This is a genomic window from Rhodococcus sp. F64268 (assembly GCF_023015605.1).
Classification (GTDB): domain Bacteria; phylum Actinomycetota; class Actinomycetes; order Mycobacteriales; family Mycobacteriaceae; genus Rhodococcus.
In genome coordinates this window covers 896,666-920,219 of the sequence record NZ_JALKAI010000001.1, presented here as the reverse complement: position 1 = coordinate 920,219, position 23,554 = coordinate 896,666, and the positions used below count along the sequence as shown (strand labels likewise).

Here is a 23,554-nt window from a genome sequence, read left to right as displayed (position 1 = left end):
CCACCGTAGCCACCGCACCAACAACACGCACACCGCGCATCGTCGACGACTCCGGCCGCCCCGACATCACCTTCGACCCCTGCCTCGACCTCCCGGACGACGTGATGACCGCGGCAGGGTACGACGCGGCACACAAAGAGTTCGCGGACATGCCGATGGGGTCGTACACGTTTCTGGGGTGCTCGTACGAGGGAACCATCAGTGTGCCCGGTGCCTTAGCTCGATACGACTTGAATGTCATGGCCGGCAATGTCTCCCTCGACGAGGGTTGGAGAAGAACGGCCATGTGGCGGCGGCAACCACAATCAATGGACGGTCCGCGCTAGTCGAGGTTGACCCGAACACACTTGACACGTGCAGATACGCGCTCCAAACCGATTTCGGAGTGGTCATCTTCAGCAGGATTTATCAGAAGGACCACACCGGTCCAGTACCTCAAGACAAGTGGTGTTCAGGGTTCGAGAGCTTCATCACTTCTGTTGAACCCCTGTTGAAGCGTTGAACCGAGAATTGCGGACTATCTCGCCATCGGACACAACTTCGGCGACTTCGAGTCCGCCAAGCAACTCGCCGCCGGCTACGCCTGGAAAGGCGCCGGCACACCCGAGTCCGCCCGCGAGCGCGTCGAGCAGTTCATCGACGCCCTCACCCAACTACGCGACGCATTCGCTTCAGGCGGCGAAGCGTTCCTCGGCACCGAATTCGACTGGGTACGACAGCTTCAGTCGATCGACGTCGACACGTAACCGACCCGCCCTTCCCGCGCGAAAGCCTGCTTCCCACAGCAACAACTGCTGCTGTGGGAAGCCGGAACCGTCGCGGGAATCATGTTGTGCTGAGACCTATCCGGAAGATCAGGTGTTACGACCACCGTTCACGCCGATGACCTGGCCCGTGATGTAGCCGGCCTCCTCCGAACACAGAAATGAGCACGCCGCCGCGATGTCTTCGGGCTTGCCGGGTCGCCGGACGGGGGTTCGGTCGGCGTGTTCGTCGACGCTGCCACCGAGCAGGCCATCACGTTCCGAGCCTCGTAGCATCGGGGTGTCCACGAAACCGGGCGGGATGGTGTTGACGGTGATGCCTTCCGGGCCCAGCTCCAATGCGAGCGATTTCGTGAAGCCGACGAGTCCGGCCTTCGACGCCACATAGTGCGTCATGAACTGCTGGCCGCCTTGGGCGCTGGACGACGAGATGTTGACGATCCTCCCCCACCCGGCCTTCGTCATGTCGGGCACCACGGCCTGGCACGCGTAGAACGGGCCGGACAGATTGATCGCGAGGGTGCGTTCCCACACTTCGTCGGTGATGTGTCCGAACTTCTTGAAGCCGGTGATACCTGCGTTGTTGACGAGAACCGATACCGACCCGAGGCTTTCCCCCACGCTTTCGACAGCCGCGTCCACCTGAGATCGGTCCGACACGTCGACGTCACCGAATGCTGCTGCAGTGTGGCCTTTCTCGAGAATTTCCTCCACAACCGTCTTGGCCGATGCGGCATTCAGGTCGAGGACAGCCACCGAAAAGCCATCCGCGGCGAGCCGGTGCGAGATGGCCCGGCCGATGCCGGAACCACCACCCGTCACGAGTGCAACCTTGGTGGTCATTGCACGACCTCCTCACCGACGAGTGATGTGCGGAGCATCAGACGTGCCGACTGCTCTCCGTACGGGCAGGCGCGGTGCAGCATGCCGGTGTTGTCCCAGATGACGACGTCGCCCACCCGCCACTTGCGCCGGAGTGTGAAGCGATCCTGCGTCGACCACTCCAGAAGCCGCGTCAGCAGTTCTTTGCTTTCGTCCTCCGATCTGCCGACGACCCGCTCGGCGGTGGACCCGAGCACCATGGACTTCTTCCCGGACCCTCGGGTCCAGACCAGCGGGTGCTCACGCGAGGGATTGCGGTCCCACGCCGCCCGTTCCTTCGGATCGGGATCGGGGTACACGAGCAGCTGAGATGCCGCGAAGCTGTGCACGACGCGCACACCCTCGAGCTCCGCCTTGTCATCGCTCGGCAGTTCCTCGTATGCAGCGTAGGTGTTCGCGAATTCGGTGTCGCCGGTGTCGTCGTCGGACACCTGCCGCGCCATCAGAACCGTCGCTTTGGCAGCAAAGGCGGGCCAGCAATCCGGAAGCTCGTCGAATCGAACCCGGACAACTGTATGGGTGGCGGCAGCCTCGAGGCAGGGCCCCTGACCGGTCCGGTATTGGTCGACACCGATCTCGACCACGCGCGGGTCGGTGTACGCGGGAGTGGTCGCGGTGCCGTCCGCATCAACAAGCGTGATACCTGCCATGTCAGCACCGGGAACCGTATCGACTGCCCACCGACACAGCTGCTCGAGAAACGCGGTGGTAGTGGGCTGTCCGGCGCCGAAGCGCCCTCGCAACTCATCCAGAGCTGCCGCGACGGCGTCGACTCTGGCGATCACATCGAGATCGTCAAGCGAGGAGTTCTGGGGCATCGGCTGGCTCTTTCTCGAGGGTGCATGCAGGCACACCTCACCTGCCGCGAAGGTGGCAGGTTTCTCTACCGCAGTAATCGAGCCGATCCTACCCATGTGGTCGGCTTCAGCTGATGCCGGGGCGCAGTGCTCGGGGTGGGGTCTCCAAGCACGATGAACACGTCTGCCGGGCAGTGGCACTCGCATCGTCGCCGGGTTGTGACCGCCGGCATTACACGAGAATCGTCACGGACAACCGGACCGACCGCTCGATCCCGGTTGCCGGCGGCCGACCTGATGCTCACGGCCGCGCACGGACACGACCTGAACGACGACAGTCGGCACGTGCTCCGACGACGGGCTACGCGAGGGTCGCAGAAGATGATCCCGCCTCGGCCCCGCGTCCACGGCGGGCCCTCGGCCCCAACGAATCCGACGTGCAGCCGTCCGAGTAGCGCCGACCGACTCGGTGCGGTAGAAAGGTCTCACCATCTGGTGACATGCATCACATCCCGCACCGAATGGTTTGCGCTCTGGAAGGACGATCCGATGACTCTCAACGTCGCCCTGTTGCTGCTCATTCTCCTGGGAGGACTCAGCTCCGTCGCCGTCATGCAGGTCGCGCTCCACCAACCCACCGACCGGTCCGGCCACAGGCACGGCAGAATCTGATATCGAACTGCACCCGCTTTTTCCACGACGCCTGCACCCCCACCAGCCTGCCTCTGTGAAGTTGTCGAGCAGAGTAAAGTTGTCGAACAGAATCGACATGTTCACCTTCGTTTCGCGAGCCCTCGACGGTCGCTGCGGTACTCGGATTCGACGCGGTCGGCCAGTTCACGCGAGCACCAGCAACTGGAAAAGCAGCTTCGGAGTGCCCTTCAGCGTGCTTCCGGAGGCGTCCGTGTAGGTACGTCCGGCGGGGTCGAGCAGCTTCCTCACAACATCCATCAGGACCTTCCCGATCGAAGCACTTTGATGTGCGGTACCCACTGACCGCTCCGAGAGCACCTCTACTGCGCCTGCTTCCGATATGTCCGGGTGAGCTACTGCCGATCGTCGCTGAACGCGCCGGCAGATACAGCTAAGAACGCACCCCTGCGGCAGTGAGTCTCTCCCCCAGCTCAGCACACCGTGCCGCGAGTTCCGGAGGCTCGAGGACGTCGAACTCGTGTCCCAACGTGAGCACGTGCCACAGAACGATATCGAGATTGTCTGCACCACTGATCAGTTCACAGGTGTCACGATCCCGAGGTTTCACCACCGCCGCAGACGCCGAGATCTGGCGGCGCACCGTCTCGGCCGGTGCACGGACCAGGAACCGCGCTTGCTGCCGATACACCCGACTCGCGACACCTTCCTGCACGTAGGTCGCCGCGTCGGGTGCTGCGCGCGGACGGAACCGCCACGTCCGTAGCGTCACCGCGGACATCCGGTCGACGCGGAAGCTACGCCAGTCGTCGCGGTCGAGGTCGTATGCGAGCAGATACCAGCGTCGATCGGAGGCGACGAGGCGGTAGGGCTCGATCCGTCGCGGCGTCGAGCGATAATCGAATCCGATCTCCACCTCGTCGCGGCAGGCCCGCGCGAGTGTCATGAGCGCCTCGGGGTCGACGGGGTCGCGACCTCCACCGAAGGACTCCACCGAGACCGACAGCGCACGCACCTCGTGTCGCAAACGGACAGGAAGCACCTGGTCGAGCTTGGTCAGGGCTCTGAGCGCCGCGTCGCCGCCGCTCGCGATCGCGCCACCTGCTCCGGCAAGCAGAGCGACCGCGGTGACGATCGCTTCCTCGTCGTCGAGCAGTAACGGAGGCAGATCCTGACCGGGTCCGAGCTGGTAGCCGCCACCGATGCCCTTGCTGGCATGCACCGGATATCCGAGGTTGCGCAGCCGCTCGACGTCGCGCCGGACGGTGCGGGGCGTGACGCCGAGCCGATCAGCGAGCTCGGGGCCGGTCCAGACCTGTCGCTGTTGCAGCAGACCGAGCAAAGTCAGTACCCGCTCGGTGGTGTCGTCCATGAGTTTCAGAGTGCCAGATGCAGCGGACCGGTTCTGTCCTCTTGTGGTGCCACAGTATCTCCATGGCTACAGAATTCGACTGGAACAATTCTCTGCTCGAGCAGTGGGAGTGGCACTGGAACAATCAGATCCGCGCCCGACTCCAGGGCCTCACGGACGACGAGTACTTCTGGTCTCCAGTGCCGGACCCCTGGAATGTCTGGCCTCGGGGCGCCTCGACCGCGCCCCTGCAGGCCGGCGCAGGCGATTTCACCATCGACTTCGCCTTCCCGCAGCCGGACCCTGCACCGTTCACCACGATCGCGTGGCGGCTCGGACACGTGATCGTCGGTGTGCTGGCCGGACGCAACGCATCGCATTTCGGCGCACCTCCGGCGTCATACGAGTCCTGGGAGTATGCGGGCACCGCACAAGACGCCCTCGACCAGCTCGAAACCCAGCTCGACGTGTGGGTGAAGGGCGTGCGGGGCCTCAGCTACACCGAGCTGACCGCCCCGGTCGGCAACAAGGAGCCCTACCCCGAGCTCGCGGTGGCCGACCTCGTCCTGCACATCCACCGCGAACTGATCCACCACCTGTCCGAGGTCTCGCTCCTGCGCGACCTGTACGCACACACCCCGAGAGAAGGTAAGAAATCATGATCACACTGGTCGATCCCGACGAGCTCGCCTACAGCCCCGCTTTCGCTCAGGGCGTGATCGTACCGGCCGGCAAGACGGTCTATGTCGGCGGTCAGCTCGGCACCGACAGCTCAGGAGCCATGCTCGACGGCATCGAAGCGCAAACCGTGCAAGCTATGAAGAACGTCTTCGCTGTGCTGGCCGCTGCGGGGTCGGGCCCGGATCATGTGGTCAAGCTCAACATCTACATGGTCGACGGGGCAGATGCACAGGTCGGATACCAGGCGTCGAGGTCGGTGTGGGGTGATCGACGTACGGCCATCACCGTCGTCACTACTGCGGGGCACGCCCGGCCTGGGGCGCTCGTCGAGATCGACGCGATCGCGGTTGTCCCCGAGTAGAGCACCCGGAGCGATAGTCTGCTGCCGACGCCGATTTCGGAGGAGCAGCATGACCGACCCCGCCAAGTCCGTTCCCACATTGACACTCGAGGAAAAGGCGAGCCTGACCAGCGGGCTGAACTTCTGGTTCACGAAACCCGTGTCGCGGGTGGGCATTCCGTCGATCATGCTGACCGACGGTCCGCATGGCATCCGCAAGCAGACCGAGGGTGGCGATCACCTCGGTCTCACCGACTCGGTGCCGGCCACCTGCTTTCCGCCCGCCGTGGCAATGGGATGCTCGTTCGACCCCGAGCTGCTCGAACAGGTCGGGGTCGCGCTCGGCGTCGAGGCTCGTGCAGCGCAGGTGAGTGTGCTGCTGGGTCCGGGTATCAACATCAAACGGTCGCCGCTGTGTGGACGCAACTTCGAGTACCTGTCCGAGGACCCGTTGTTGTCGGGTGCGCTCGGCGCCGCACTCGTTCGCGGGATCCAATCACAGGGCGTCGGGGCGTCGCTGAAGCATTTCGCAGCCAACAATCAGGAGACCGACCGGATGCGGATCTCCGCGGATATCGACCCGCGTCCGCTTCGGGAGATCTACCTGCGCGGGTTCCAGCGCGTGGTCGAAGACGCTCAACCGTGGACGGTGATGTGCTCGTACAACCGGATCAACGGCGTGTACTCGTCTCAGAACCGCTGGTTGCTCACCGATGTCCTGCGAGGCGAGTGGGGATTCGGCGGGCTCGTCGTCAGCGACTGGGGTGCCGTATCCGACCGGGTCGCAGCGCTGGAAGCGGGCCTCGACCTGGAGATGCCCTCGACCGGTGGACGGACCGATCAGGAGATCCTCGACGCGGTGAAGGCCGGGTCGCTCGACGCGTCGGTGGTCGACGTTGCTGCCGGGCGGGTGGTCGACCTGGTCGGCAAGTCCGTGGTCGACCCCGATGCCGTATTCGATGCCGACGAGCACCACGCGCTCGCCCGCCGGGTCGCTGCGGAGTGCGTGGTGCTGTTGAAGAACGACGGAGTCCTGCCGCTTGCCGCCGACACGAGGGTTGCCGTGATCGGTGAGTTGGCTCGCACTCCGCGTTATCAGGGTGCCGGTTCGTCACGGATCAATCCGACTCGCCTCGACAACGCGCTCGACGAGATCCAGGCGTTGGCCTCGGTGGATGTCGCGTTCGCTCCCGGCTATCTCGACGACGGCAAGACCACCGACGAGTTGCGCGCCGCCGCGACCGATGCGGCGCGTGCCTCCGACGTTGCCGTGGTGTTCGTCGGTGTACCCGCCGCGCTCGAATCCGAAGGTTTCGACCGCACCGATCTCGAACTGCCCTCGGAACAGACCGAGCTGCTCGACGCCGTGGCCGCGGCGAATCCGAACACCGTGGTCGTGCTGTCGAACGGCGGTGTCGTGCGCTTGTCCGGTTTCGCCGATCGCGTACCCGCGATCATCGAGGGCTGGCTGCTCGGTCAGGCCGGTGGCGGTGCGATCGCCGACGTGCTGTTCGGGGTGGCCGATCCTGCGGGCCGGCTCGCCGAGACGATCCCCGTGCGACTCGAGGACACCCCGTCGTACACCGATTTCCCCGGCGAGCACGGACACGTCCGCTACGGCGAAGGACTGTTCGTCGGATACCGCGGTGTCGACGCCCGAGGAACCGATGTGTCGTTTCCCTTCGGACACGGACTCTCGTACACGACGTTCGACTACTCCGACGTATCAGTGTCGGTCGGTGACGATGTGCTCGTGACCGTGACCGTCACCAACACCGGCGAACGGTCGGGTTCCGACGTAGTGCAGGTGTACATCGGGATGCCCGACTCCGCCGTAGCCCGCGCGCCCCGTGAGTTGAAGGGATTCGCGAAGGTGCACCTCGATGCCGGAGAATCACGAAAGGTCGAGATAGCTGTTCGCCGCACAGACCTCGCGTACTGGGATACCCGCGTCGATCAATGGGTGGTCGAAGGTGGCACGTACCGCGTCGAGATCGGTGCTTCGAGTCGCGACATCAGAGCCACGTGCACCGTGGACATCGACGGTGACGACGTGTCCATCCCCTTGACGCTGGAATCGTCGATCGGCGAAATCCTCGCCAACCCTGCAGCTGCAGAGGTGCTTTCGACACTCTTCGCAACCGCCGACGGTGACACGCCCGCCCTCGACCCTGCGGTACTGGAAATGGCTGCGTCCATGCCTCTCGAGCGAATCCTCAGCTTCGGGAACTTCGGGATCGACCGCGAGGAGATCCGACAGCAGCTGGATGTCGTGAACGGCAAGTCGAAATGACGATGCGCATCGCAACATTCAATATCAATGGCATTCGCGCGGCACAGCGGCGCGGGTTCGAGAAGTGGCTGCGCGACCGGGAACCCGACGTGGTGGCATTGCAGGAACTCCGCGCCCCCGCATCGGCGATTCCGGACGGCGTGTTCGGCGACCACCACGTCACCTACGACGAGGGGACACTGCCTGGTCGTAACGGCGTCGCAATTCTGACCCGCAAGGAACCGAGCGCGGTGCGCACCTGGAGCGGCACAGCGCTCTTACGACATCCCGGCGACGACCACATCGAGACCGTCGACGTGGAACCCACGCCCCTTGCCCGCGGTCTGCGTGAGTTCGCCGACCAGGGAAGATACGTCGAGGTCGACCTCACGGACGCACCCATCACGGTGGCGTCGCTGTATCTACCGAAAGGCGGACTGCCCGCCCACCTGCAGAAACCCGGACGGATGCGGGAGGCACCGGACGGTGGTGCGCGTTACGACCGCAAGATGCGCTTCCTCGACGTGTTCGCCCGTCAGCTCACGAGATCACGGCGCACGGCGCGCGCCCGAGGTCGCGAGTTCCTGTTGATGGGCGACCTCAACATCGCGCACACCCGGTACGACGTCCGGAACTGGCGGCGCAGCAATCAGGCCGAGGGTTTCCTTCCCGAGGAACGAGAGTGGTTCGACTCGATCGTGTCTCCCCGCACTCTTGTGGACGTCGTGCGCAGTCACCACCCAGAAGTGGACGGTCCGTATTCGTGGTGGTCGTGGCTCGGGCAGTCCTTCGCGAACGACGTCGGCTGGCGTATCGACTACCACCTCGCCACGCCCGCGCTCGCGCGTTCCGCAATGTCTGCTGGCACCGATCGTGATCCGGCCCCCGATCGCCGGATCAGCGATCACGCACCTGTCGTCGTCGATTACGATCTCGCAGTGTTGGACAGCAGGAGAGGTACGCAACGCTGAATTGACGTTCGCAAACCTGGTGGTTCACCACTGGGGTTGCGAACCTCACGTGTGCATTGCGAACCTCGGTGACCCACGTGCTCGGAGCCCGACCTGCTATCGTCTCTCCGGATACTCAGCGGATCGGGGGGTCGCGTGGGCGGGTGGAAACGTGTCGCGGGGAGCATCGCTCTCATCGCGGCGACAACGGCATGCGGGACCGACGCACCACCTGACGATCCGCCGAGCGCAGCCGACACCGTCACCTCGACGACGCGCACGCCCCGCGTCGTCGACGAATCCGGCCGGCCGGCGATCACTTTCGATCCCTGCCTCGACCTCCCCGACGACGTGCTCGTCGAAGCGCAATACGACCCCAGGTCGAAGCGTCCCTCGGAGTATCCGATGGAGTCCTACAGCTTCCTCGGCTGCGGCTTCACGGGCACGTTCCACATCCCTGATGTCCTACGGCACTACCGCCTCAGCGTCCTGGCAGGAAACGTCACATTGGAAGAGGAACTGGAGAAGGACGGCAACATCTCCACTCACATCAGCGTCAATGGGCGCGACGCCCTGCTACAACTCGACCCGAGCAACACTGACAGCTGTGCGATAACCGTGCGAACCGACTTCGGCATCGTGATATTCAGACGGACCTATTACGCCGACCACGTCCGCGACGTGCCGATCGACGAATGGTGCACAGGCCTCGAAGAGACGATGGCCATGCTCGAACCGTTCATCGCCCAATAATCGACTCTGTTCCACCACTCTGGAGAGGAATCCTGCATGGGCGAGTTCGTCCGACTCGAACCGCATGTCATCGACGAGATCGTCGCAATCTGCCAGACGGCGATCGAGGCTCTGGAAGCGGCAAGGGAGACCGCGAAGAACCTCACCGACACGCAAGGCTTCGGGGAGTTCGAGTCGGCAAAGCAACTCGCCGCCGGCTACGCCAGAAAAGCTGCCGGGACCCCGGAATCGGCCCAAGAGCGGGTCGACCAATTCATCGACGCCTTCACACAACTGCGCGACGCCTTCGCTACCGGCGGCGAAGCGTTCCTCGAGGCCGAGTTCGACTGGGTCCGCCGGCTTCAGACGATCGATCCCGGCTCCGTCGTCTGACCGAACGGCATCGGGTCGATCACGCCGCGCGTGTCATCACCGGGGGCAATGACATTCTCATGGCAGGCTGACCTGCATGCATGCGTACGACGAAGGGTTCGAGCCCCCGACAGCCTGTGCCGACTGGTGTCGCCTTCGCATGTACGACCTGCAGGTCCTCGATGACGGGGTGACCGTCGATCTGAAGTGGTGGAACGACCATCTCAAGGACGCCGGACACGACATTCGGCTGCGCGGACGCAATCTCGATGGGCGCGTCGTCACCAGCGGCAAGGCCGTCGTCCCCCGCAACGACCTTCGTCTGGGCAGCGAGCTCGTCCAGACCGATCACGACGGTCTGGGGCTGCTGTTCCTGTGCGCGGCCTGGCGCAGCGCGCACCCCCGCCGACGCTCGGCGCGCCGGTTCCCGAATGTCTTCGACGCCCACGCGCCGTCCGGACGCGACCCCCTCGGCAAGATCAAAGGCGTCCTCGATTACTGCGCGAAGACGAAGTCGCTGCCCGACAACTCCCGACTCACGTGGTTGGGATGGCCCGACACCCCCGGCGTGGGGGTTCCGCTGTTCGCAACATATCTGTGGGCCGTCGATGTCCATACCGATGCCGGTCCCGCGCAGTTGCTCGATCAGCACGGTGTGTCGACACTTGTGCACGAGGGCTGGTTGGAGGATCCGGCGGTCGCCGATTTCACGTTGCGCCGATATTTCCGCTACGTGGGGCTCCTCAGCGGGTGGGCCGAAAAGATCAGGACTCGGCCGGAGCTGGTGGAGATGTGGCTCGTCGAACGGTGGGATGCCCGCATGGCCGAGGTGCGCGACGGCTCGCACGCGACCCCGCGCCTGTTCTGAAGTTGTCCACAGGCGCACATTTCATCCACAGATTCGGCCACAACGCGACTTTCGATGCCACACGCGGCTCGTCGAGCGGGAGTATCCGCTCATGTACGAACCACGGGGACTCACCAGGAAATCACTCGCCGCGTCGGGTATGTCCGAGCACCACATCAGTAAGGCGTTGCGCTCGGGCGAGCTCGCCGGCATCGCTCACGGACTGTATCTGTGGCGCAAGGACTTCGATGCGCTCGGACCGGTCGGACGTCACCGCGTGCACGCGCGACACATCGCTTCCGGCCTGGACACCGACGAGGCGATCAGCCACATCTCGGCCGCGGTACTCCACGGCATCGACGTGTGGGACGTGCCGCTGCGCCGCGTCCACGTCTCGCGTCCTCCCAGCCGCAGTGGCCGTGTGACGTCCGGTCTGCACGCACACACCACGAACTGGGACGATGGAGAGATCACGCAGGTGCTCGGCGTTCCGGTGACGTCGGTTGCTCGCACCGTCGTCGACCTCGCCCGGACTCTCCCCCGCGACCAGGCCATCGCCGTCGGAGATGCGGCTTTGCGTTCCGACCCGAGCGCAGCAACACAGATACCCCGTGTGCTCGAGGCATCCCGCTGTCGCTACGGGCTGGTGTCGGCGTCGTCGGTGTTGCAGTTCCTCGACGGCCGTAGCGAGAGTGTCGGTGAGTCGCTGTCGAGGATCCGGATACTCGAGTACGGCCTGCCCGCCCCCGACCTCCAACGCGAACTCGTCACTGTCGACGGTCGACGTGTTCGGGTCGATTTCTACTGGGAAGACCTCGGGGTTGTCGGAGAGTTCGACGGCCACGAGAAGTTCACCGAGCCACAAGACCTCATCGACGAGAGGCGCTGGGAGGACGGGCTGCGCGACCTGGGTCTCGAGGTCGTCCGCTGGGATCCGGAGGAGCTGAAGAACTTCGAGGTGGTTGCGCGGCGGTTCGAGCGCGCAGTCGCGCGGCACCGGATGTGGGCACTCGATCGAGCGCACTGACGCCACCGTTTCGGCCTACAGTCGAGGGGGCGACGGGAACCCGATGGATACGAGAATGATTCGCACGCGGTGGTGGCCGTTCGCGGCGACCACGGTGCTGGTCGTGCTCCTGGCCTGGACGGGAGTGATCCCCACCTGGCCGGGTCTGGTGCACCTGGTGGCGTTGCCTCCTCTGGATATGTTCGCTGATCTGCGGGTGCTGCTCGTGGCCACCGATTCGTGGCCCCAGTTCCTCTTCCTGCTCACGGTTGTCGGTGCGTGCAGGATCGCGCTGCTGGCGTGGCTGATGGGCGGAATGCACCGCTGGCGTGTCGCGATGGCCTTCTATGCGATCGCGTTCGCACCGACCGCCCTCGCTGCGTTCTCCGCCACTGCGTCGTACTCGGTGCTCTACTCGCGGATCTTCTGGCCTGCCGTCACCCTGATCGCGGCGATGGTCCTGATCGTCGGCCCGGTGCCGTGGCAGGGCGCCGACACCCTGCGGTCGTCGATGACCCTGGCATGGCGACGCGGACTGCGGGTCGAGGTGATGATTCCGTACGGCGCGGCGATCGTCCTGCTCGGAGCAGTCGCCGACACGTGGTCGGCGATCCCGCTGGTGCCTGTCTCTGCACTGGTCACAGGCATCGCGATACGCATGATGGAGCGTCCACCGGTTCGCCGGCCTCTCGTGGCGCTCGCGGCAACCGTCGCGGTGTTCGCGGCGTCGTGGACCGTCTTCGTCGCCACCCGCAGCTACGACACACCGGAGCCGGGTCCGAGGCAGGCCGGGTCGTTGCTGATTCTGTCGGGCATCAACTCGAAATCCGGGCGTGGTGCGATCCACGCGACGGACGTCCATCGGCTCGGATTCACCTGCGATCAGGTGTATTACTTCTCGTATGCCGGGCCGGGTGACGGACAACCGCAACGCGACGCGACGTGCCCGATCCGGACGGGCGCACCGTATGAGCCGGACGACACCCAGGTGGCGTTCGCACAGCAGGTCGACCTGTTCGTCGAGCAGGCCGAACCGCTGCCACGACCCCTCGTCGTCGCAGCGCATTCGCATGCGGCGTGGGTGGTGTGGGATGCCGTCGCGGCTGGACGGGTCGAGGTGGATGGACTTCTGCTCGTGGGACCGTTTGCGAGTACACCGCTCGGCTATCCGCCGCCGGGGTTGCGCGCGCCGAAAGCAGTACTCGGGGATCTGCTGCGCTGGGCCGCACCGATCACCGACCTCGTCGACTTCAACTTCGACCCGGACTCTCCTGCTGCCCGCGACCTGCTGGCGACGCCGGGGGCTGCAGAGTCGATCTTCGCGCAACAGATGGAAGCCCGTGCGTTGTCGTTGACGTCGACCACCGACCTGCCGCTCATGCCTCACGGTTGGCACTTGGACGTCGAACGCGATGGGTGCCCTGCACGGGTCGCGCACCCGTACCTGCCGAAGTCGCCGCAGTTCGAGGACGCCGCAATCCGGTTCTTGAACCACCGGGCGCCCCCACCGTGCCCGGTCTGGCGCGACTGGGGTGCGGTGCTCGCGCACTCGTTCGGACCGCCGACCGCACCCCACGCCGACATGGCAAGCGAACCCGCTACGACGAGGCCGTGAGCAACACCTTGAGCGCACCGGTCTCACCGGCACGGGAGAACACGTCGTAGGCCTCCTCGAACTGATCCAGCACGAAGCGGTGCGTGATCATCGACGACGTGTCGAGCCTGCCACTGTCCACCAGACCGATCAGGGTCGGTGTCGAGTAAGTGTCGACAAGGCCCGTGGTGATGGTGAGGTTCTTGATCCAGATGTCCTCGAGATGCAGGGTCGCGGGCTTTCCGTGCACCCCGATGTTGGCGACGTGCCCACCGGGCCGCACCAGCGCGACCGCCTGCTCGAACGTGGCCGGGATCCCGACGGCTTCCATGGTGACATCGGCACCGAGACCTCCGGTGAGGTCGCGGACGATCGCGGCGACGTCGTCGCGACCGCTGTTGACGACGACGTCGGCGCCGAACGCCTTCGCCGCGTCGAGTCTGCTGTCGGCGAGGTCGACGGCGACAATGTGACTGGGACTCATCAGCTTTGCCGCGAGGATCGCGGCGAGCCCGATGGGTCCGGCGCCGATGATGACGACGATGTCCGCCGGTTTCACCCGTCCGTTCAGCACCCCGACCTCGTAGGAGGTCGGAAGGATGTCGGCGAGCATGAGCATCTGTTCGTCGCTCACCCCGTCGGGAACGCGGTGGGTGGAGTTGTCGGCGAACGGCACGCGCACCTGCTCGGCCTGGGTGCCGTCGATGAGATGCCCGAGTATCCAGCCGCCACCGCCCAGGCACTGGCCGTAGCTAGTGTCGCGGCAGTAGCGGCAACGTCCGCACGCGGTGACGCACGAGACCAGTACCCGGTCGCCGGGTGACAGGGTCTGCACGCCGGGGCCTACCTCGACGACCGTACCGACGGCTTCGTGGCCGAGGATGCGGCCGTCCGTCACCTCGGGGACGTCGCCACCGAGAATGTGCAGGTCGGTTCCGCAGATGGTGACAGCATCGACGCGCACGATCGCGTCGGTCGGGTCTTGGAGGTGTGGGTCGGGGACGTCTTCCCAGACTCGCTTGCCCGGTCCGTGGAACACCAGTGCCTTCATGTATCGGCCCTCCGCCGAGTAGGTCTCCGGTCCGCGGACAAGCGTTGCACGGAATCGACCGGCGCGATACCGCCGTTGGTCCCGAACCGTGCGATCCCACCCGCATGTGTCGGTGAGCTGTGCCAACATGGGCGCGACCGCCGAGAGGAACCTTTGTGGCCACAGCCGACCTACACCGACTCAACCGCCTGCAACGTGAGCACTCGGCGTGGGCGCTGCTGCGTGCCGACAATGCGGCGCTGGTGCTGTCTCTGTTGGGTGCGTATTTCGATCACGGCACACGGCGGCTTCCGGCGCCCGAACTGTTCGCGTTGCTCGACGCCGACCTGCAGTCGATGCGCGACGAAGGGTTCGACGTGCCCCGCACCGGGCAGGCCTACTGCGCCGATTGGGTGCGTGCCGGGTACCTGCTCCGCCGCGCAGATACGGAGTCACGGGAGGAAACCCTCGAGCCCAGCGAGTCGACGTTCGCCGCGCTCACGTTCGTTGCGGGCCTGACGAGTGCCACCAGTTCCGTCACCGAATCCCGCCTCACCACACTTGCGGGCCAACTCCGCGATCTCGCCCGCGACTCCGATCCACGCAGCGAAACCCGGCTCGCGGCGTTGCGCGCCGAACGCGACGCGCTGGACCGTGAGATCGCGGCCGTCGAATCGGGGGACTTCTCGGTCCTCGACGAGACTCGGGCTGTCGAGCGGATTCGCGAGATTCTCGCGTTGGCCGGGGAGATCCCCGGCGATTTCGCCCGGGTTCGCGCTGAACTCGAGGCACTCAACCGCGAGCTCCGCGCTCGCATCCTCGACGACGACGGCGATCGCGGCAACACGCTCGGCGAGGTATTTCGCGGGGTCGACCTGATCGGCAGCTCCGACGCCGGCAGGAGCTTCACCAATTTCTACGACATGATCATCGACCCCGAACGGTCGTCGCAGATCGACGAGTGGATCGAGACGGTGCTTCAGCGGTCCTTCTCGTACGACCTCGATCCCGACCAGCGGCGCCGGTTCCGCGCGTTGCTCACCGAGATGGAGCGATCGGGCAGCGAGGTTCACGCGACCATGACGTCGCTGTCGCGGTCTCTGCGGCATTTCGTGCAGTCGCGGCACTACGAGGAGCACCGTCGTCTGCAGCGGCTCCTGCGGTCCGCTCAGCAGCAGGCAGTGAAAGCCGCGCCGCTGCGCAGACCGTACGACGTTCTCGATGTGGAACTGGTTCGGATCGGTATGTCCATCGATTCCGTAGCGGCGCTGCACCTGCACAATCCCGCCGACGATCTCGTCACCGAACCGGTGCAGGCGAACGAGATCGGCGAAGTCGACCTCGCCGACCTCCGGCGGATCGTCCGCGAATCAGAGATCGACATGGACGAACTCGCCGACAACATCACCTCCACGTTGCGTGTGCGAGGCAGCGCAACGATCGCCGACGTCCTTCGAGACCACCCCGCCACGCAGGGCCTCGCCAGCGCTGTCGGGCTACTCGTGCTCGCAGCCGAGCACGGACACCTCGTCGACGGCATCGAGGACATCGGGTGGACAGCACCGGACGGTCGGCTCCGTGTCGCGATGGTCCGTCGGCGCCGCTACGACCCCACCGACCCAGTATTCTCCACCGAGGAATCCTCATGACCGACACCGCAGGCCTGTACCCGGGCGACACCGGCGAGCTGGGCCTCGACACACGACGGGCACTCGTGCAGTTGCTGAAGGGGCCGTTGATCACCGCCGACAAGCATCCCGAAGTGTGGCGCACCGTCATCCGAGACGAAAAGGTGCTTCGCTCGCGCCTCGCCGACGTGTTCCTCGACCTCGTCGTCGACGAGGACGAACTTCTCGCATTCACCCGGCCGGCGGACACCGGCGATCACAAGACGCCGAGGGTACTGCGCACCCAGCGCCTCACGTTCATGGACACCGTGATGATCCTCGCGTTGCGGCACCGGTTGCTGCGTGCGCAACCCGGCGAACGCGTCATCGTGGGCTTCGACGAGGTCGGCGAACAACTCGAGGTGTATCGGGCAGCGACGAGCACCGATCCCGCGGGTTTCCGCAAACGCGTCAACTCGTCGTGGACCAAACTCAAGGAGTACTCGCTGCTGGTTCCCACGACCACCGAGGGCCGAATGGAGGTCTCGCCGGTGCTGCGGCAATTGTTCGACGCCGACCAGGTCGCCGCAGTGGAGGCGGAGTTCCGTAGCATCCTCGAGGAGAACCCGAGGTGAGTACGTCACCGATCCATCCGGCACAGTTCCGGCTCGCGCGCGTCCAGGTCGTCAACTGGGGAACCCTCCACGGATTCCACGATGTCCCCGTGGCACGCAAAGGTTTCCTGATCACAGGTGCGTCAGGGTCGGGAAAGTCGACACTCATCGATGCGATCTCCACGGTGCTGATGCCCGGTGGCAGCGTCAGATTCAACGCAGCTGCACAGGAGTCGACGACCGGCGCGGGCCGCAACTTCGTCAGCTACATCCGCGGTGCATGGCGACGTGAGGCCGACGCCGACACCGACGCGCTCACGTCGTCCTACCTGCGGACGGGCGCAACGTGGAGCGCCGTCGCTCTCACCTACCGCACCGGCGACGACACCTCGCCGGTCACCCTGATCAAACTCATGCATCTCAAGCGCGGAGCGAACACGAACAGCGACGTGTCGGTACTGCATCTCATCCTCGATACCGACGTCGGCCTCACCGAGTTCGAACCGTTCGTCTCCCGCGGCATCAATACCCGAGCGATCCGCAAGAACTGGCCCGACGCCACCGTCAACCCGAGCTACTCGCCGTTCGCACGCGCTTTCCGCAACAAGCTCGGAATCTCGTCGGAGGCCGCGCAGCATCTGCTCCACCGCACGCTGTCGGCGAAGAGTCTGGGCAGCCTCGACCAGCTCCTGCGCGACTACATGCTCGACGAACCCGGCACGTTCGACATCGCGCGGCGCGCCACCGAGCAGTTCCGCGATCTGAACGAGGCCCACCGTGTGGTGATCGACGCGCGACGCCAGGTCGAGACGCTCGATCCGCTCGTCGCCCTCGCCGACACCCGCACACTCGGTCTGCACAAACAGCGCGACCTGCAGGACGAAGCCGATCACCTCGACGCCGTGCACACCGAGATGACCGTGCGACTGCTCACCGAACGCGTCGAGGAGGCGGCCGCACAGACCGCCTTGCTCGAGGCCGCGGCCGACAAGACGGCCGACGAGGCGACACGCGCCTCCGAACACACCGTGGCGCTCAGGGCACGGCTCGAAGGCGCCGGAGACGGCCAACTCGCCACACTCCGGCTGCGACGCAACACCGCCGAGGACACACGCGACCGGGTCGCTCGGCAACTCCGAACTCTCGAACACGCGCTCAAAATGTGGGATGCGCAGACACCGGCGACCGCCGACGAATTCGCACACCTCCGCGCCCAGATCGACACCGAGCTGCGCGATCTCGACGCCCGCGCCGACGAGCGCCGCACGCAGCTGCATTCCGCTATCGCCGACGTCTCCGAACGTCAAGCGCTGCTCCGTACGCTCGTCGCCGACCGAGAGACCCTCGCGAAGCGCCGGTCGAATCTCGACACCCAATTGCTCCGTGCTCGCGAATTGATCTGCGCTGCCGCAGGACTGACCGAAGATACACTTCCGTTCGCAGGTGAGACGATCGAGGTACTTCCGGAACACGCCGAATGGACCGGGGCGATCGAGCGAGTACTCGGGGGGTTCGGCCGCACCCTCCTCGTGCCCGACGAGCTACATCCGCGGGTCGCAGCCGCGATCGACGCACAGCATCTCGGTACGCGGCTGGTGTATCGGCGGGTGCGTCTCGGCGCGACACCGAAGGATGCGCCGAGTACGTCGAACGAGTCGCTCGTTCGCAAACTCGACGTGCAGGCCGGTTCGTTCACGACGTGGATCCGACATCATCTGGCCGACCGGTTCGACTACGCATGTGTCGACACCGCCGACGATCTGCGGCGAGTCACGCGCGGTGTCACCCGCGCGGGCCAGGTCAAACACGGTGGCGACCGGTTCGAGAAGGACGACCGGTTCCGGGTCGACGACCGGAGCCGCTGGGTGCTCGGTTTCGACAACGAGGCGAAGCTCGTGGCGTTGCGCGACCGCATCGTCGCCGTCGAATCGGAGGTCGGGGAGCTCGCGAGGCGCCGCGACCGGTTCGAGCACGACGACACGGTGATCCAGCAGCGCCGCCACGCGGCAGGCACGGTGCACGATACTGCGTGGGCAGACGTCGATATCGCCACCGCGGACGCGAGCCTCGCGACGATCGACGAACGTCTGCAGGAGTGGCTGCGCGGCAACACCGAGTATTCGGTCCTCACCGCTGCTCTCGAACGCGCCGAGACCGAGGCGCAGGGTGCGCAGGACGCTCAGGTGGCGGCTCGGTCTGCGCTCGAGTCACATCGGAACGAGCTCACCGCGCTCACCGCGCGGCTCGACGAGGTCCGCGCGGAAGTGGTCGTCGATGCACCCGCAGAAGTGGCCAGGCGCATTCGCGACCGTTTCCAGGCGGTGGCGCGCCGCGTCACCCACGACAACATCGACCGTGCCCTGCACACTGTGGGGAAGGCCATCGGAGACGAGCAGCGGCGTGCGGCCGGCGCGATCAGCGACGCCGAGCGGGACATCACCCGCATCCTCACCGCGTATCTCGCCGAATGGGAGGCGCGACGCGCCGAGATGCGCGCGGACGCCGAGTTCGTCGACGAGGCGCTGGCGGTGCTCTCGCGGCTGCGCACCGACGGTCTGCCCGCCTACGAGGACGAATTCTTCCGACTGCTCAGCGATCAGTCGCACCGCAACATCGGTGAGCTCACGCGGGCGATCCAGCGTGCGCCGGGTGAGATCCGGTCGCGTATCGATCCGGTCAACGAATCACTGCGGCACTCGCCGTTCGACACCGATCGGATACTGCGGATCGATGTGAAGGACCGCCGGTCGGCCACCGCATCCGAGTTCCTCGCCGAACTCGTCTCGCTGATGAGCGGGTCGTGGAAGGAAGAAGACCGCACCGACGCCGAGCGGCGTTTCGAACGGATGGCGGCTGTTCTCGAGCGTCTCGACTCCGGGGAGCCCGCGGACGTGCGGTGGAGACGCCTCGTGCTCGACACCCGCCTGCACGTCGGGTTCATCGGCGTCGAGGTCGACCTCGAGGGCAACGACACCAACTATCACGATTCGAGTTCGGGGTTGTCCGGTGGGCAAGCCCAGAAGTTGGTGTTCTTCTGCCTTGCAGCGGCGCTGCGGTACCAGCTGGCCCCGGCCGGCGCGGAGTTGCCACGGTACGGCACGGTGATCCTCGACGAGGCGTTCGACCGCGCCGACCCGGCGTACACGCGGCGCGCTTTGGATGTGTTCACACAGTTCGGGTTCCACATGGTGCTCGCGACACCGCTGAAGCTTCTGCAGACACTCGACGACTACGTCGACGGTGTCGCGACAGTGAGCATCCGCGACAAGAAGTATTCGCAGTTGGCCTTGCTACCGATCCACGACGCCGGCGAGGCTCAGCCGTGAAGTGCGTGCCGCCGTCCGCTGTGGCCGGTAAGGCCCGGACCACCTACGCTCACCGGCGTGGAAGATGGGTTGCAGAGCCGGAACTCGGTGGACCGGATAGCTTGTCGATCGCATTGCACCCACCGGCCGAAGCTGCTGTCGCGAACGATCCCGACGCTGTCGTGGCATGGGTCCGCTCGTGGCATGCGTATCCCGGACCCGGCACCGTCGAGTGGGAGCTGCGTCGATGGCGGAGCTTCGGTCGCCAGGAGGTACCGGTTCGCCTCGTGTTGCGTGGTGCCTCCGAGATCGCAGAGGCCGCCGGACGCACACTCGAGTGGCGTACCGTCACCGCACGGCGACAACATCTGGCTGAGGCGCTCGCACCGGGCACCTCGACGCTCGCTACTGCGATCGCCTCGACGCACTCGAAGTGGCTGGAGTTGGACGAGGAGAACTTCGCACGGCTCGTTGCGGTCGTACGGTGGTTCTCGGACAATCCCGGGTCAGGCATGTTCATTCGTCAGTTGCCGATTCCCGGAGTCGACACGAAATGGGTGTCGCGCCATCGCGGCACGGTCGAGGCGTTGCTCGAGGGTGTGCGCGGCGATCGCGACCTCGGGGTGCGGGCACTGCCCCGGATGTGCGACGTGGCAGTGTGTGACCGGTCGCTGCTGCCGTCTGCTCCCCGAATCTTCGCGACGTCGATCGACGAGTTGTCTTCGCTTCCCTTGAAGCCTTCGACCACGTTGGTGCTGGAAAACAAGGAAGGCCTGCACGCCCTGCCCCACCTGCCGTCCACGGTGGCAGTGCACGGAGGCGGGTATTCGGTGCACGAACTGGCCACCGTGCCGTGGCTCGCGGCCTCGGACGTGGTGTATTGGGGTGATCTCGACACCCACGGCTTCGCGATACTCGATCGCTTCCGACAACATCTGCCGCACGTGCGCAGTCTGCTGATGGATTCGTCGACGATCGAACGCTGGGGCGAACTCGCAGTGCCGGAATCGTCACCGGCGACCCATATCCCGCAGCATCTGACCGAACACGAACACAACGCGCTCGCGCGGGTGCAATCGGGCAGGCTGAGGATCGAGCAGGAGCGCCTCCCATGGCCGTACGTGGTCGAGTACCTGGTTGCACTCTGACGGTCCGGGTCATACGAAACCGAACAAGGGTGGGATCGCAACGACCACCAGCGCAGCCCATGCTCCGTATACGGGCAGATATTGCATCTGCCACCGTTCGACAGCACCGAATCCGCACCGCCCACGGATGAAGCGGATGCCCAGCCACGCCGCCCAGGACAGGTTGACGAGCAGGACCAGATTCAATCCGAGCGCGACTCCCTTGTTCGCGGTGAAGCCGAACTCCACGATGCGCGTGAGCATGGCGACGAGCATCAGTACGTTGACGGCCAGCGCAGCCACCACGAGGACCATCTGAGCCACGTCGAACACATCGGGCGCCGCGTGGGGATCGCGAGCGGAGATGGCATACAGCAGCAATCCCAGAACGAGGACGAGGATCAGGTCCATCAGGATGAGCAGGTCCCGGTCGACGTCGAGAACGCTCTGAGACGAAGCGAACGCGACGACGAATGCTGCGAACAACGCGAGCAGCATGAGGATCGTCAGCGGCGTGAAGACACGGGTGAGCACGGGCGCGATGTTCTCGATCACCGCTTGTTTCGCCTCGACGAGCCACGCTGCCACCACCATCGCGCCCACCGGCGCGAACGGGAGGACCCACGCTTCGAAGAACCACTCGATGTCGATGTCCAGCGCCGCGAACGTTCCTGCGGTCAGGCCCATGAGCGCTCCCCCACCGAGCGCGAGCAACACCATGTAGACGATCCATTCGCCGGTGAACCGGACGAAGTCCATGCGTCGGCGATCCGAACGCCAATCACCGCCGGCGTACGCCGCACCGACCACGAGCCACAACACGATCGGGGCGTGAATCGCCGCAATGATCTCGGTGTCTCCACCATGGTCGAACGGGTAGACGTTCAACACCAGTGCAGTCGCCACGAACGGCGCTGCCAGTGCCGCAATACCCGGAACGGTCATGTTCCGCTTCCACGCGAAGTATGCAACGAGGAACGGCAGCACCAGAACGCTCAGGGTGCGCATGAGCACCTGTTCGGGAAGCCATTCGGCCCCGGCCTTGACGACCAGTCCTGCTGCGACGGCGAGGGCGAGAACCACGCCGAGTTCACTGGGCCTGCGCCTGCCGCCGTCGTGTGAATCGGCCGAGACCAGCACGAGTTGTTTCCACAACCGGTCGGAGTGTTCTCGTGCGAACTCCCGGGAGATGTCGTCGACGCTGCCCATCCGCCCCACAGCGACGAGAAATGCTTCGCTCGACGTGAGTCCCGCGGTCGACAGATCCGAAACCTGCTCTCGCAGATGCTCTTCCAATTCGTCGACATCGGATATAGAGATCACCCGATGCCCCGAGACATATCCTCGCCACTGCGCGATCTGAGATTCGAGCTGCGCGTCGATGTCCATCACGCCCATCCTTCTGCGGCCGGTGGCAGCACGGCGGAGTCCCACACCCGGTGCAGGGCATCAGCGACGACCGTCCACTGTGCGGCACGTTCCGCGAGCATGTTCCTGCCTGCGTCGGTGATCGTGTAGTGCTTCCGTCGGCGACCGTTCTCTGCGGTATGCCAGGACGCCGAGATACAGCCGGCGCGTTCGAGCCGATGCAGCAGCGGGTAGAGCATGCCGTCGGTCCATTGCATGCGACCGTCCGACAGTTCGTTGACGCGTTTGATGATCGCGTAGCCGTACGACTCACCCTCGGCGAGAATCCCGAGCACCAGGGGCGTGGCCGACGCAGCCACGAGGTCCTTCTCGATGAACATGACCCTCCTATACCTAGCTCATCTAGGCATGGGCTGACCCTAGCAGACCTATGTACATAGAGCCTCGAGGCGTCAGGGGATTCGGTCAGCGCAACCGTTCACGTCGCCCGACGGTGCTGCGCAGCCCTTCCGCTGCCGCGCGCACCGCGGCGACGTGGGCTTCGGGAGTGAATCGACCGGTGGGGCCGGTGACGCTGATCGCCGCAACGACTTCGTCGTCGATTCCGAACACCGGCGCCGCCACACATGTGATGCCCAGCGCCGATTCCTCCCGCTCGAATGCGACACCCGTCTCGACGACCCGTTCGAGTTGCATACGCAGAATGCCCGGGGCGACGATCGTGTGCGGCGTGCGCCGGACCTTGGGCATCGTCAGTGCTTCGTGGACGAGTTCGGCGTCCGCATGGGCCAGCAATGCTTTGCCGATTGCGGTGCAGTACCACGGATTTCGGCCACCGGTCCGCGACGGCGACTTCGCCTGACGGTGGCCGCCCAGCTTCACCACGTAGACGACGTCGAGTCCGTCGCGCACCCCCAGATGCACGGTTTCGTGAGTGCGTTCGTAGAGATCCTGCAGGAACGGCATCGCCATCTCGAGCAGGCTGCGCTCGACGGAGGCCCGCATCCCCAGTTCGAACAATCCCCCGCTGAGGCGGTATCCGCCGTCGACCCGATCGAGCAATCGGTTCGCGACAAGTTCCCCGGCGAGACGGTGCACGGTCGCCTTGTGGAGTCCAGTGCGCCGGACGATCTCGGCCAGCGAGAGCACATTGTCGTCGGGGCGGAAGGCACGAAGGATCGTCACTGCCTTGCCGAGCACCGTGTCCAGATTCGCTGTCACGAAAACAGCGTATCGCTCAGTGAGACGAACCATTGTTGCCCGG

At 65.3% G+C, this 23,554-nt stretch carries 22 protein-coding genes and 1 pseudogene; 16 read left to right on the top strand and 7 right to left on the bottom strand.

Annotation, left to right across the window (positions count from 1 at the left end; genetic code table 11):
• Positions 1 to 326 (top strand): annotated as a pseudogene (locus MWU77_RS24915) (DUF3558 domain-containing protein); the annotation flags it as partial.
• Between the two features lie 183 nt (positions 327 to 509).
• A complete protein-coding gene (locus tag MWU77_RS25085) occupies positions 510 to 746 on the top strand; it encodes a hypothetical protein (protein ID WP_247273064.1) in 237 nt (78 codons plus the stop codon).
• A 108-nt stretch (positions 747 to 854) separates the two neighbouring features.
• Here the strand turns inward: MWU77_RS25085 and MWU77_RS04340 are convergent, their stop codons facing one another.
• A complete protein-coding gene (locus MWU77_RS04340) occupies positions 855 to 1,607 on the bottom strand; it encodes an SDR family NAD(P)-dependent oxidoreductase (RefSeq protein ID WP_247273032.1) in 753 nt (250 codons plus the stop codon).
• On the bottom strand, positions 1,604 to 2,464 hold the full coding sequence (locus MWU77_RS04335) for a TauD/TfdA family dioxygenase (protein WP_247273031.1): 861 nt from the start codon (positions 2,462 to 2,464) through the stop codon (positions 1,604 to 1,606). Before MWU77_RS04335 ends, MWU77_RS04340 begins: the two co-directional genes overlap by 4 nt.
• Before the next feature lie 528 nt (positions 2,465 to 2,992).
• Here MWU77_RS04335 and MWU77_RS24625 point away from each other — a divergent pair.
• On the top strand, positions 2,993 to 3,115 hold the full coding sequence (locus tag MWU77_RS24625; protein ID WP_277351996.1) for a hypothetical protein: 123 nt from the start codon (positions 2,993 to 2,995) through the stop codon (positions 3,113 to 3,115).
• A gap of 412 nt (positions 3,116 to 3,527) precedes the next feature.
• Here MWU77_RS24625 and MWU77_RS04325 read toward each other — a convergent pair whose 3' ends face one another.
• A complete protein-coding gene (locus MWU77_RS04325; RefSeq protein WP_247273030.1) occupies positions 3,528 to 4,466 on the bottom strand; it encodes a YafY family protein in 939 nt (312 codons plus the stop codon).
• Between the two features lie 62 nt (positions 4,467 to 4,528).
• Here MWU77_RS04325 and MWU77_RS04320 point away from each other — a divergent pair, with 62 nt between their 5' ends.
• From MWU77_RS04320 to MWU77_RS04280, 9 genes are all read left to right on the top strand, one after another.
• On the top strand, positions 4,529 to 5,107 hold the full coding sequence (locus MWU77_RS04320) for a DinB family protein (protein ID WP_247273029.1): 579 nt from the start codon (positions 4,529 to 4,531) through the stop codon (positions 5,105 to 5,107).
• Positions 5,104 to 5,487 (top strand): RidA family protein, encoded by a 384-nt coding sequence (locus MWU77_RS04315; protein WP_247273028.1) that lies wholly within the window; start codon positions 5,104 to 5,106, stop codon positions 5,485 to 5,487. The genes MWU77_RS04320 and MWU77_RS04315 overlap by 4 nt, the downstream gene beginning before the upstream one ends.
• Before the next feature lie 49 nt (positions 5,488 to 5,536).
• Complete coding sequence (locus MWU77_RS04310; protein WP_247273027.1) at positions 5,537 to 7,759, top strand: glycoside hydrolase family 3 C-terminal domain-containing protein; 2,223 nt, start codon at positions 5,537 to 5,539, stop codon at positions 7,757 to 7,759.
• A gap of 2 nt (positions 7,760 to 7,761) precedes the next feature.
• A complete protein-coding gene (locus MWU77_RS04305; RefSeq protein WP_247273063.1) occupies positions 7,762 to 8,709 on the top strand; it encodes an exodeoxyribonuclease III in 948 nt (315 codons plus the stop codon).
• A 135-nt stretch (positions 8,710 to 8,844) separates the two neighbouring features.
• Positions 8,845 to 9,441 carry a DUF3558 domain-containing protein gene (locus tag MWU77_RS04300; protein ID WP_247273026.1) on the top strand — a complete coding sequence of 199 codons (597 nt, stop codon included), beginning with the start codon at positions 8,845 to 8,847 and terminating at the stop codon, positions 9,439 to 9,441.
• A gap of 36 nt (positions 9,442 to 9,477) precedes the next feature.
• Positions 9,478 to 9,813 carry a hypothetical protein gene (locus tag MWU77_RS04295; RefSeq protein ID WP_247273025.1) on the top strand — a complete coding sequence of 112 codons (336 nt, stop codon included), beginning with the start codon at positions 9,478 to 9,480 and terminating at the stop codon, positions 9,811 to 9,813.
• Between the two features lie 76 nt (positions 9,814 to 9,889).
• Positions 9,890 to 10,660, top strand: coding sequence for a hypothetical protein (locus tag MWU77_RS04290; protein WP_247273024.1), 771 nt, complete (start codon positions 9,890 to 9,892; stop codon positions 10,658 to 10,660).
• 91 nt (positions 10,661 to 10,751) lie between these two features.
• Positions 10,752 to 11,666, top strand: a complete 915-nt coding sequence (locus tag MWU77_RS04285) for a type IV toxin-antitoxin system AbiEi family antitoxin domain-containing protein (RefSeq protein ID WP_169687498.1) — start codon at positions 10,752 to 10,754, stop codon at positions 11,664 to 11,666.
• Between the two features lie 55 nt (positions 11,667 to 11,721).
• Entirely contained in the window at positions 11,722 to 13,260 is a 1,539-nt protein-coding gene (locus MWU77_RS04280) for a hypothetical protein (RefSeq protein WP_169687499.1), read from the top strand.
• On the opposite strand, the gene MWU77_RS04275 is transcribed toward MWU77_RS04280, so the two are convergent.
• Entirely contained in the window at positions 13,244 to 14,290 is a 1,047-nt protein-coding gene (locus MWU77_RS04275; RefSeq protein WP_169687938.1) for a zinc-dependent alcohol dehydrogenase family protein, read from the bottom strand. The genes MWU77_RS04280 and MWU77_RS04275 overlap by 17 nt on opposite strands.
• Positions 14,291 to 14,445: 155 nt before the next feature.
• On the opposite strand from MWU77_RS04275, the gene MWU77_RS04270 reads away from it, so the two are divergent.
• The 4 genes from MWU77_RS04270 to MWU77_RS04255 are packed head-to-tail and all read left to right on the top strand — an operon-like array spanning position 14,446 to position 20,943.
• Positions 14,446 to 15,918, top strand: coding sequence for a DUF3375 domain-containing protein (locus tag MWU77_RS04270; RefSeq protein ID WP_247273023.1), 1,473 nt, complete (start codon positions 14,446 to 14,448; stop codon positions 15,916 to 15,918).
• The gene (locus tag MWU77_RS04265; RefSeq protein ID WP_247273022.1) at positions 15,915 to 16,511 is read left to right on the top strand and encodes a DUF4194 domain-containing protein; all 597 of its coding nucleotides are present in this window, start codon (positions 15,915 to 15,917) and stop codon (positions 16,509 to 16,511) included. Before MWU77_RS04270 ends, MWU77_RS04265 begins: the two co-directional genes overlap by 4 nt.
• The gene (locus MWU77_RS04260; protein WP_247273021.1) at positions 16,508 to 19,816 is read left to right on the top strand and encodes an ATP-binding protein; all 3,309 of its coding nucleotides are present in this window, start codon (positions 16,508 to 16,510) and stop codon (positions 19,814 to 19,816) included. Before MWU77_RS04265 ends, MWU77_RS04260 begins: the two co-directional genes overlap by 4 nt.
• Positions 19,813 to 20,943 (top strand): DUF3322 domain-containing protein, encoded by a 1,131-nt coding sequence (locus MWU77_RS04255; protein ID WP_374229802.1) that lies wholly within the window; start codon positions 19,813 to 19,815, stop codon positions 20,941 to 20,943. Before MWU77_RS04260 ends, MWU77_RS04255 begins: the two co-directional genes overlap by 4 nt.
• Before the next feature lie 9 nt (positions 20,944 to 20,952).
• Here the strand turns inward: MWU77_RS04255 and MWU77_RS04250 are convergent, their stop codons facing one another.
• The 3 genes from MWU77_RS04250 to MWU77_RS04240 form a co-directional block, all read right to left on the bottom strand.
• The gene (locus MWU77_RS04250; protein WP_247273062.1) at positions 20,953 to 22,311 is read right to left on the bottom strand and encodes a permease prefix domain 1-containing protein; all 1,359 of its coding nucleotides are present in this window, start codon (positions 22,309 to 22,311) and stop codon (positions 20,953 to 20,955) included.
• Positions 22,311 to 22,670 (bottom strand): PadR family transcriptional regulator, encoded by a 360-nt coding sequence (locus MWU77_RS04245; protein ID WP_247273019.1) that lies wholly within the window; start codon positions 22,668 to 22,670, stop codon positions 22,311 to 22,313. The genes MWU77_RS04250 and MWU77_RS04245 overlap by 1 nt, the downstream gene beginning before the upstream one ends.
• An 85-nt stretch (positions 22,671 to 22,755) precedes the next feature.
• A complete protein-coding gene (locus MWU77_RS04240) occupies positions 22,756 to 23,544 on the bottom strand; it encodes an IclR family transcriptional regulator (protein ID WP_247273018.1) in 789 nt (262 codons plus the stop codon).
• Positions 23,545 to 23,554 lie beyond the last annotated feature (10 nt).

Coding starts and splice junctions, on each gene's coding strand:
- MWU77_RS04340 (WP_247273032.1), bottom strand. CDS start 1,607: ATGACCACCAAGGTTGCACTCGTGACGGGTGGTGGTTCCGGCATCGGC.
- MWU77_RS04305 (WP_247273063.1), top strand. CDS start 7,762: ATGCGCATCGCAACATTCAATATCAATGGCATTCGCGCGGCACAGCGG.
- MWU77_RS04275 (WP_169687938.1), bottom strand. CDS start 14,290: ATGAAGGCACTGGTGTTCCACGGACCGGGCAAGCGAGTCTGGGAAGAC.
- MWU77_RS04325 (WP_247273030.1), bottom strand. CDS start 4,466: ATGGACGACACCACCGAGCGGGTACTGACTTTGCTCGGTCTGCTGCAA.
- MWU77_RS04240 (WP_247273018.1), bottom strand. CDS start 23,544: ATGGTTCGTCTCACTGAGCGATACGCTGTTTTCGTGACAGCGAATCTG.
- MWU77_RS04320 (WP_247273029.1), top strand. CDS start 4,529: ATGGCTACAGAATTCGACTGGAACAATTCTCTGCTCGAGCAGTGGGAG.
- MWU77_RS04285 (WP_169687498.1), top strand. CDS start 10,752: ATGTACGAACCACGGGGACTCACCAGGAAATCACTCGCCGCGTCGGGT.
- MWU77_RS04310 (WP_247273027.1), top strand. CDS start 5,537: ATGACCGACCCCGCCAAGTCCGTTCCCACATTGACACTCGAGGAAAAG.
- MWU77_RS04335 (WP_247273031.1), bottom strand. CDS start 2,464: ATGCCCCAGAACTCCTCGCTTGACGATCTCGATGTGATCGCCAGAGTC.
- MWU77_RS04315 (WP_247273028.1), top strand. CDS start 5,104: ATGATCACACTGGTCGATCCCGACGAGCTCGCCTACAGCCCCGCTTTC.
- MWU77_RS04280 (WP_169687499.1), top strand. CDS start 11,722: ATGATTCGCACGCGGTGGTGGCCGTTCGCGGCGACCACGGTGCTGGTC.
- MWU77_RS04290 (WP_247273024.1), top strand. CDS start 9,890: ATGCATGCGTACGACGAAGGGTTCGAGCCCCCGACAGCCTGTGCCGAC.
- MWU77_RS24625 (WP_277351996.1), top strand. CDS start 2,993: ATGACTCTCAACGTCGCCCTGTTGCTGCTCATTCTCCTGGGAGGACTC.
- MWU77_RS04250 (WP_247273062.1), bottom strand. CDS start 22,311: ATGGACATCGACGCGCAGCTCGAATCTCAGATCGCGCAGTGGCGAGGA.
- MWU77_RS04265 (WP_247273022.1), top strand. CDS start 15,915: ATGACCGACACCGCAGGCCTGTACCCGGGCGACACCGGCGAGCTGGGC.
- MWU77_RS04245 (WP_247273019.1), bottom strand. CDS start 22,670: ATGTTCATCGAGAAGGACCTCGTGGCTGCGTCGGCCACGCCCCTGGTG.
- MWU77_RS04295 (WP_247273025.1), top strand. CDS start 9,478: ATGGGCGAGTTCGTCCGACTCGAACCGCATGTCATCGACGAGATCGTC.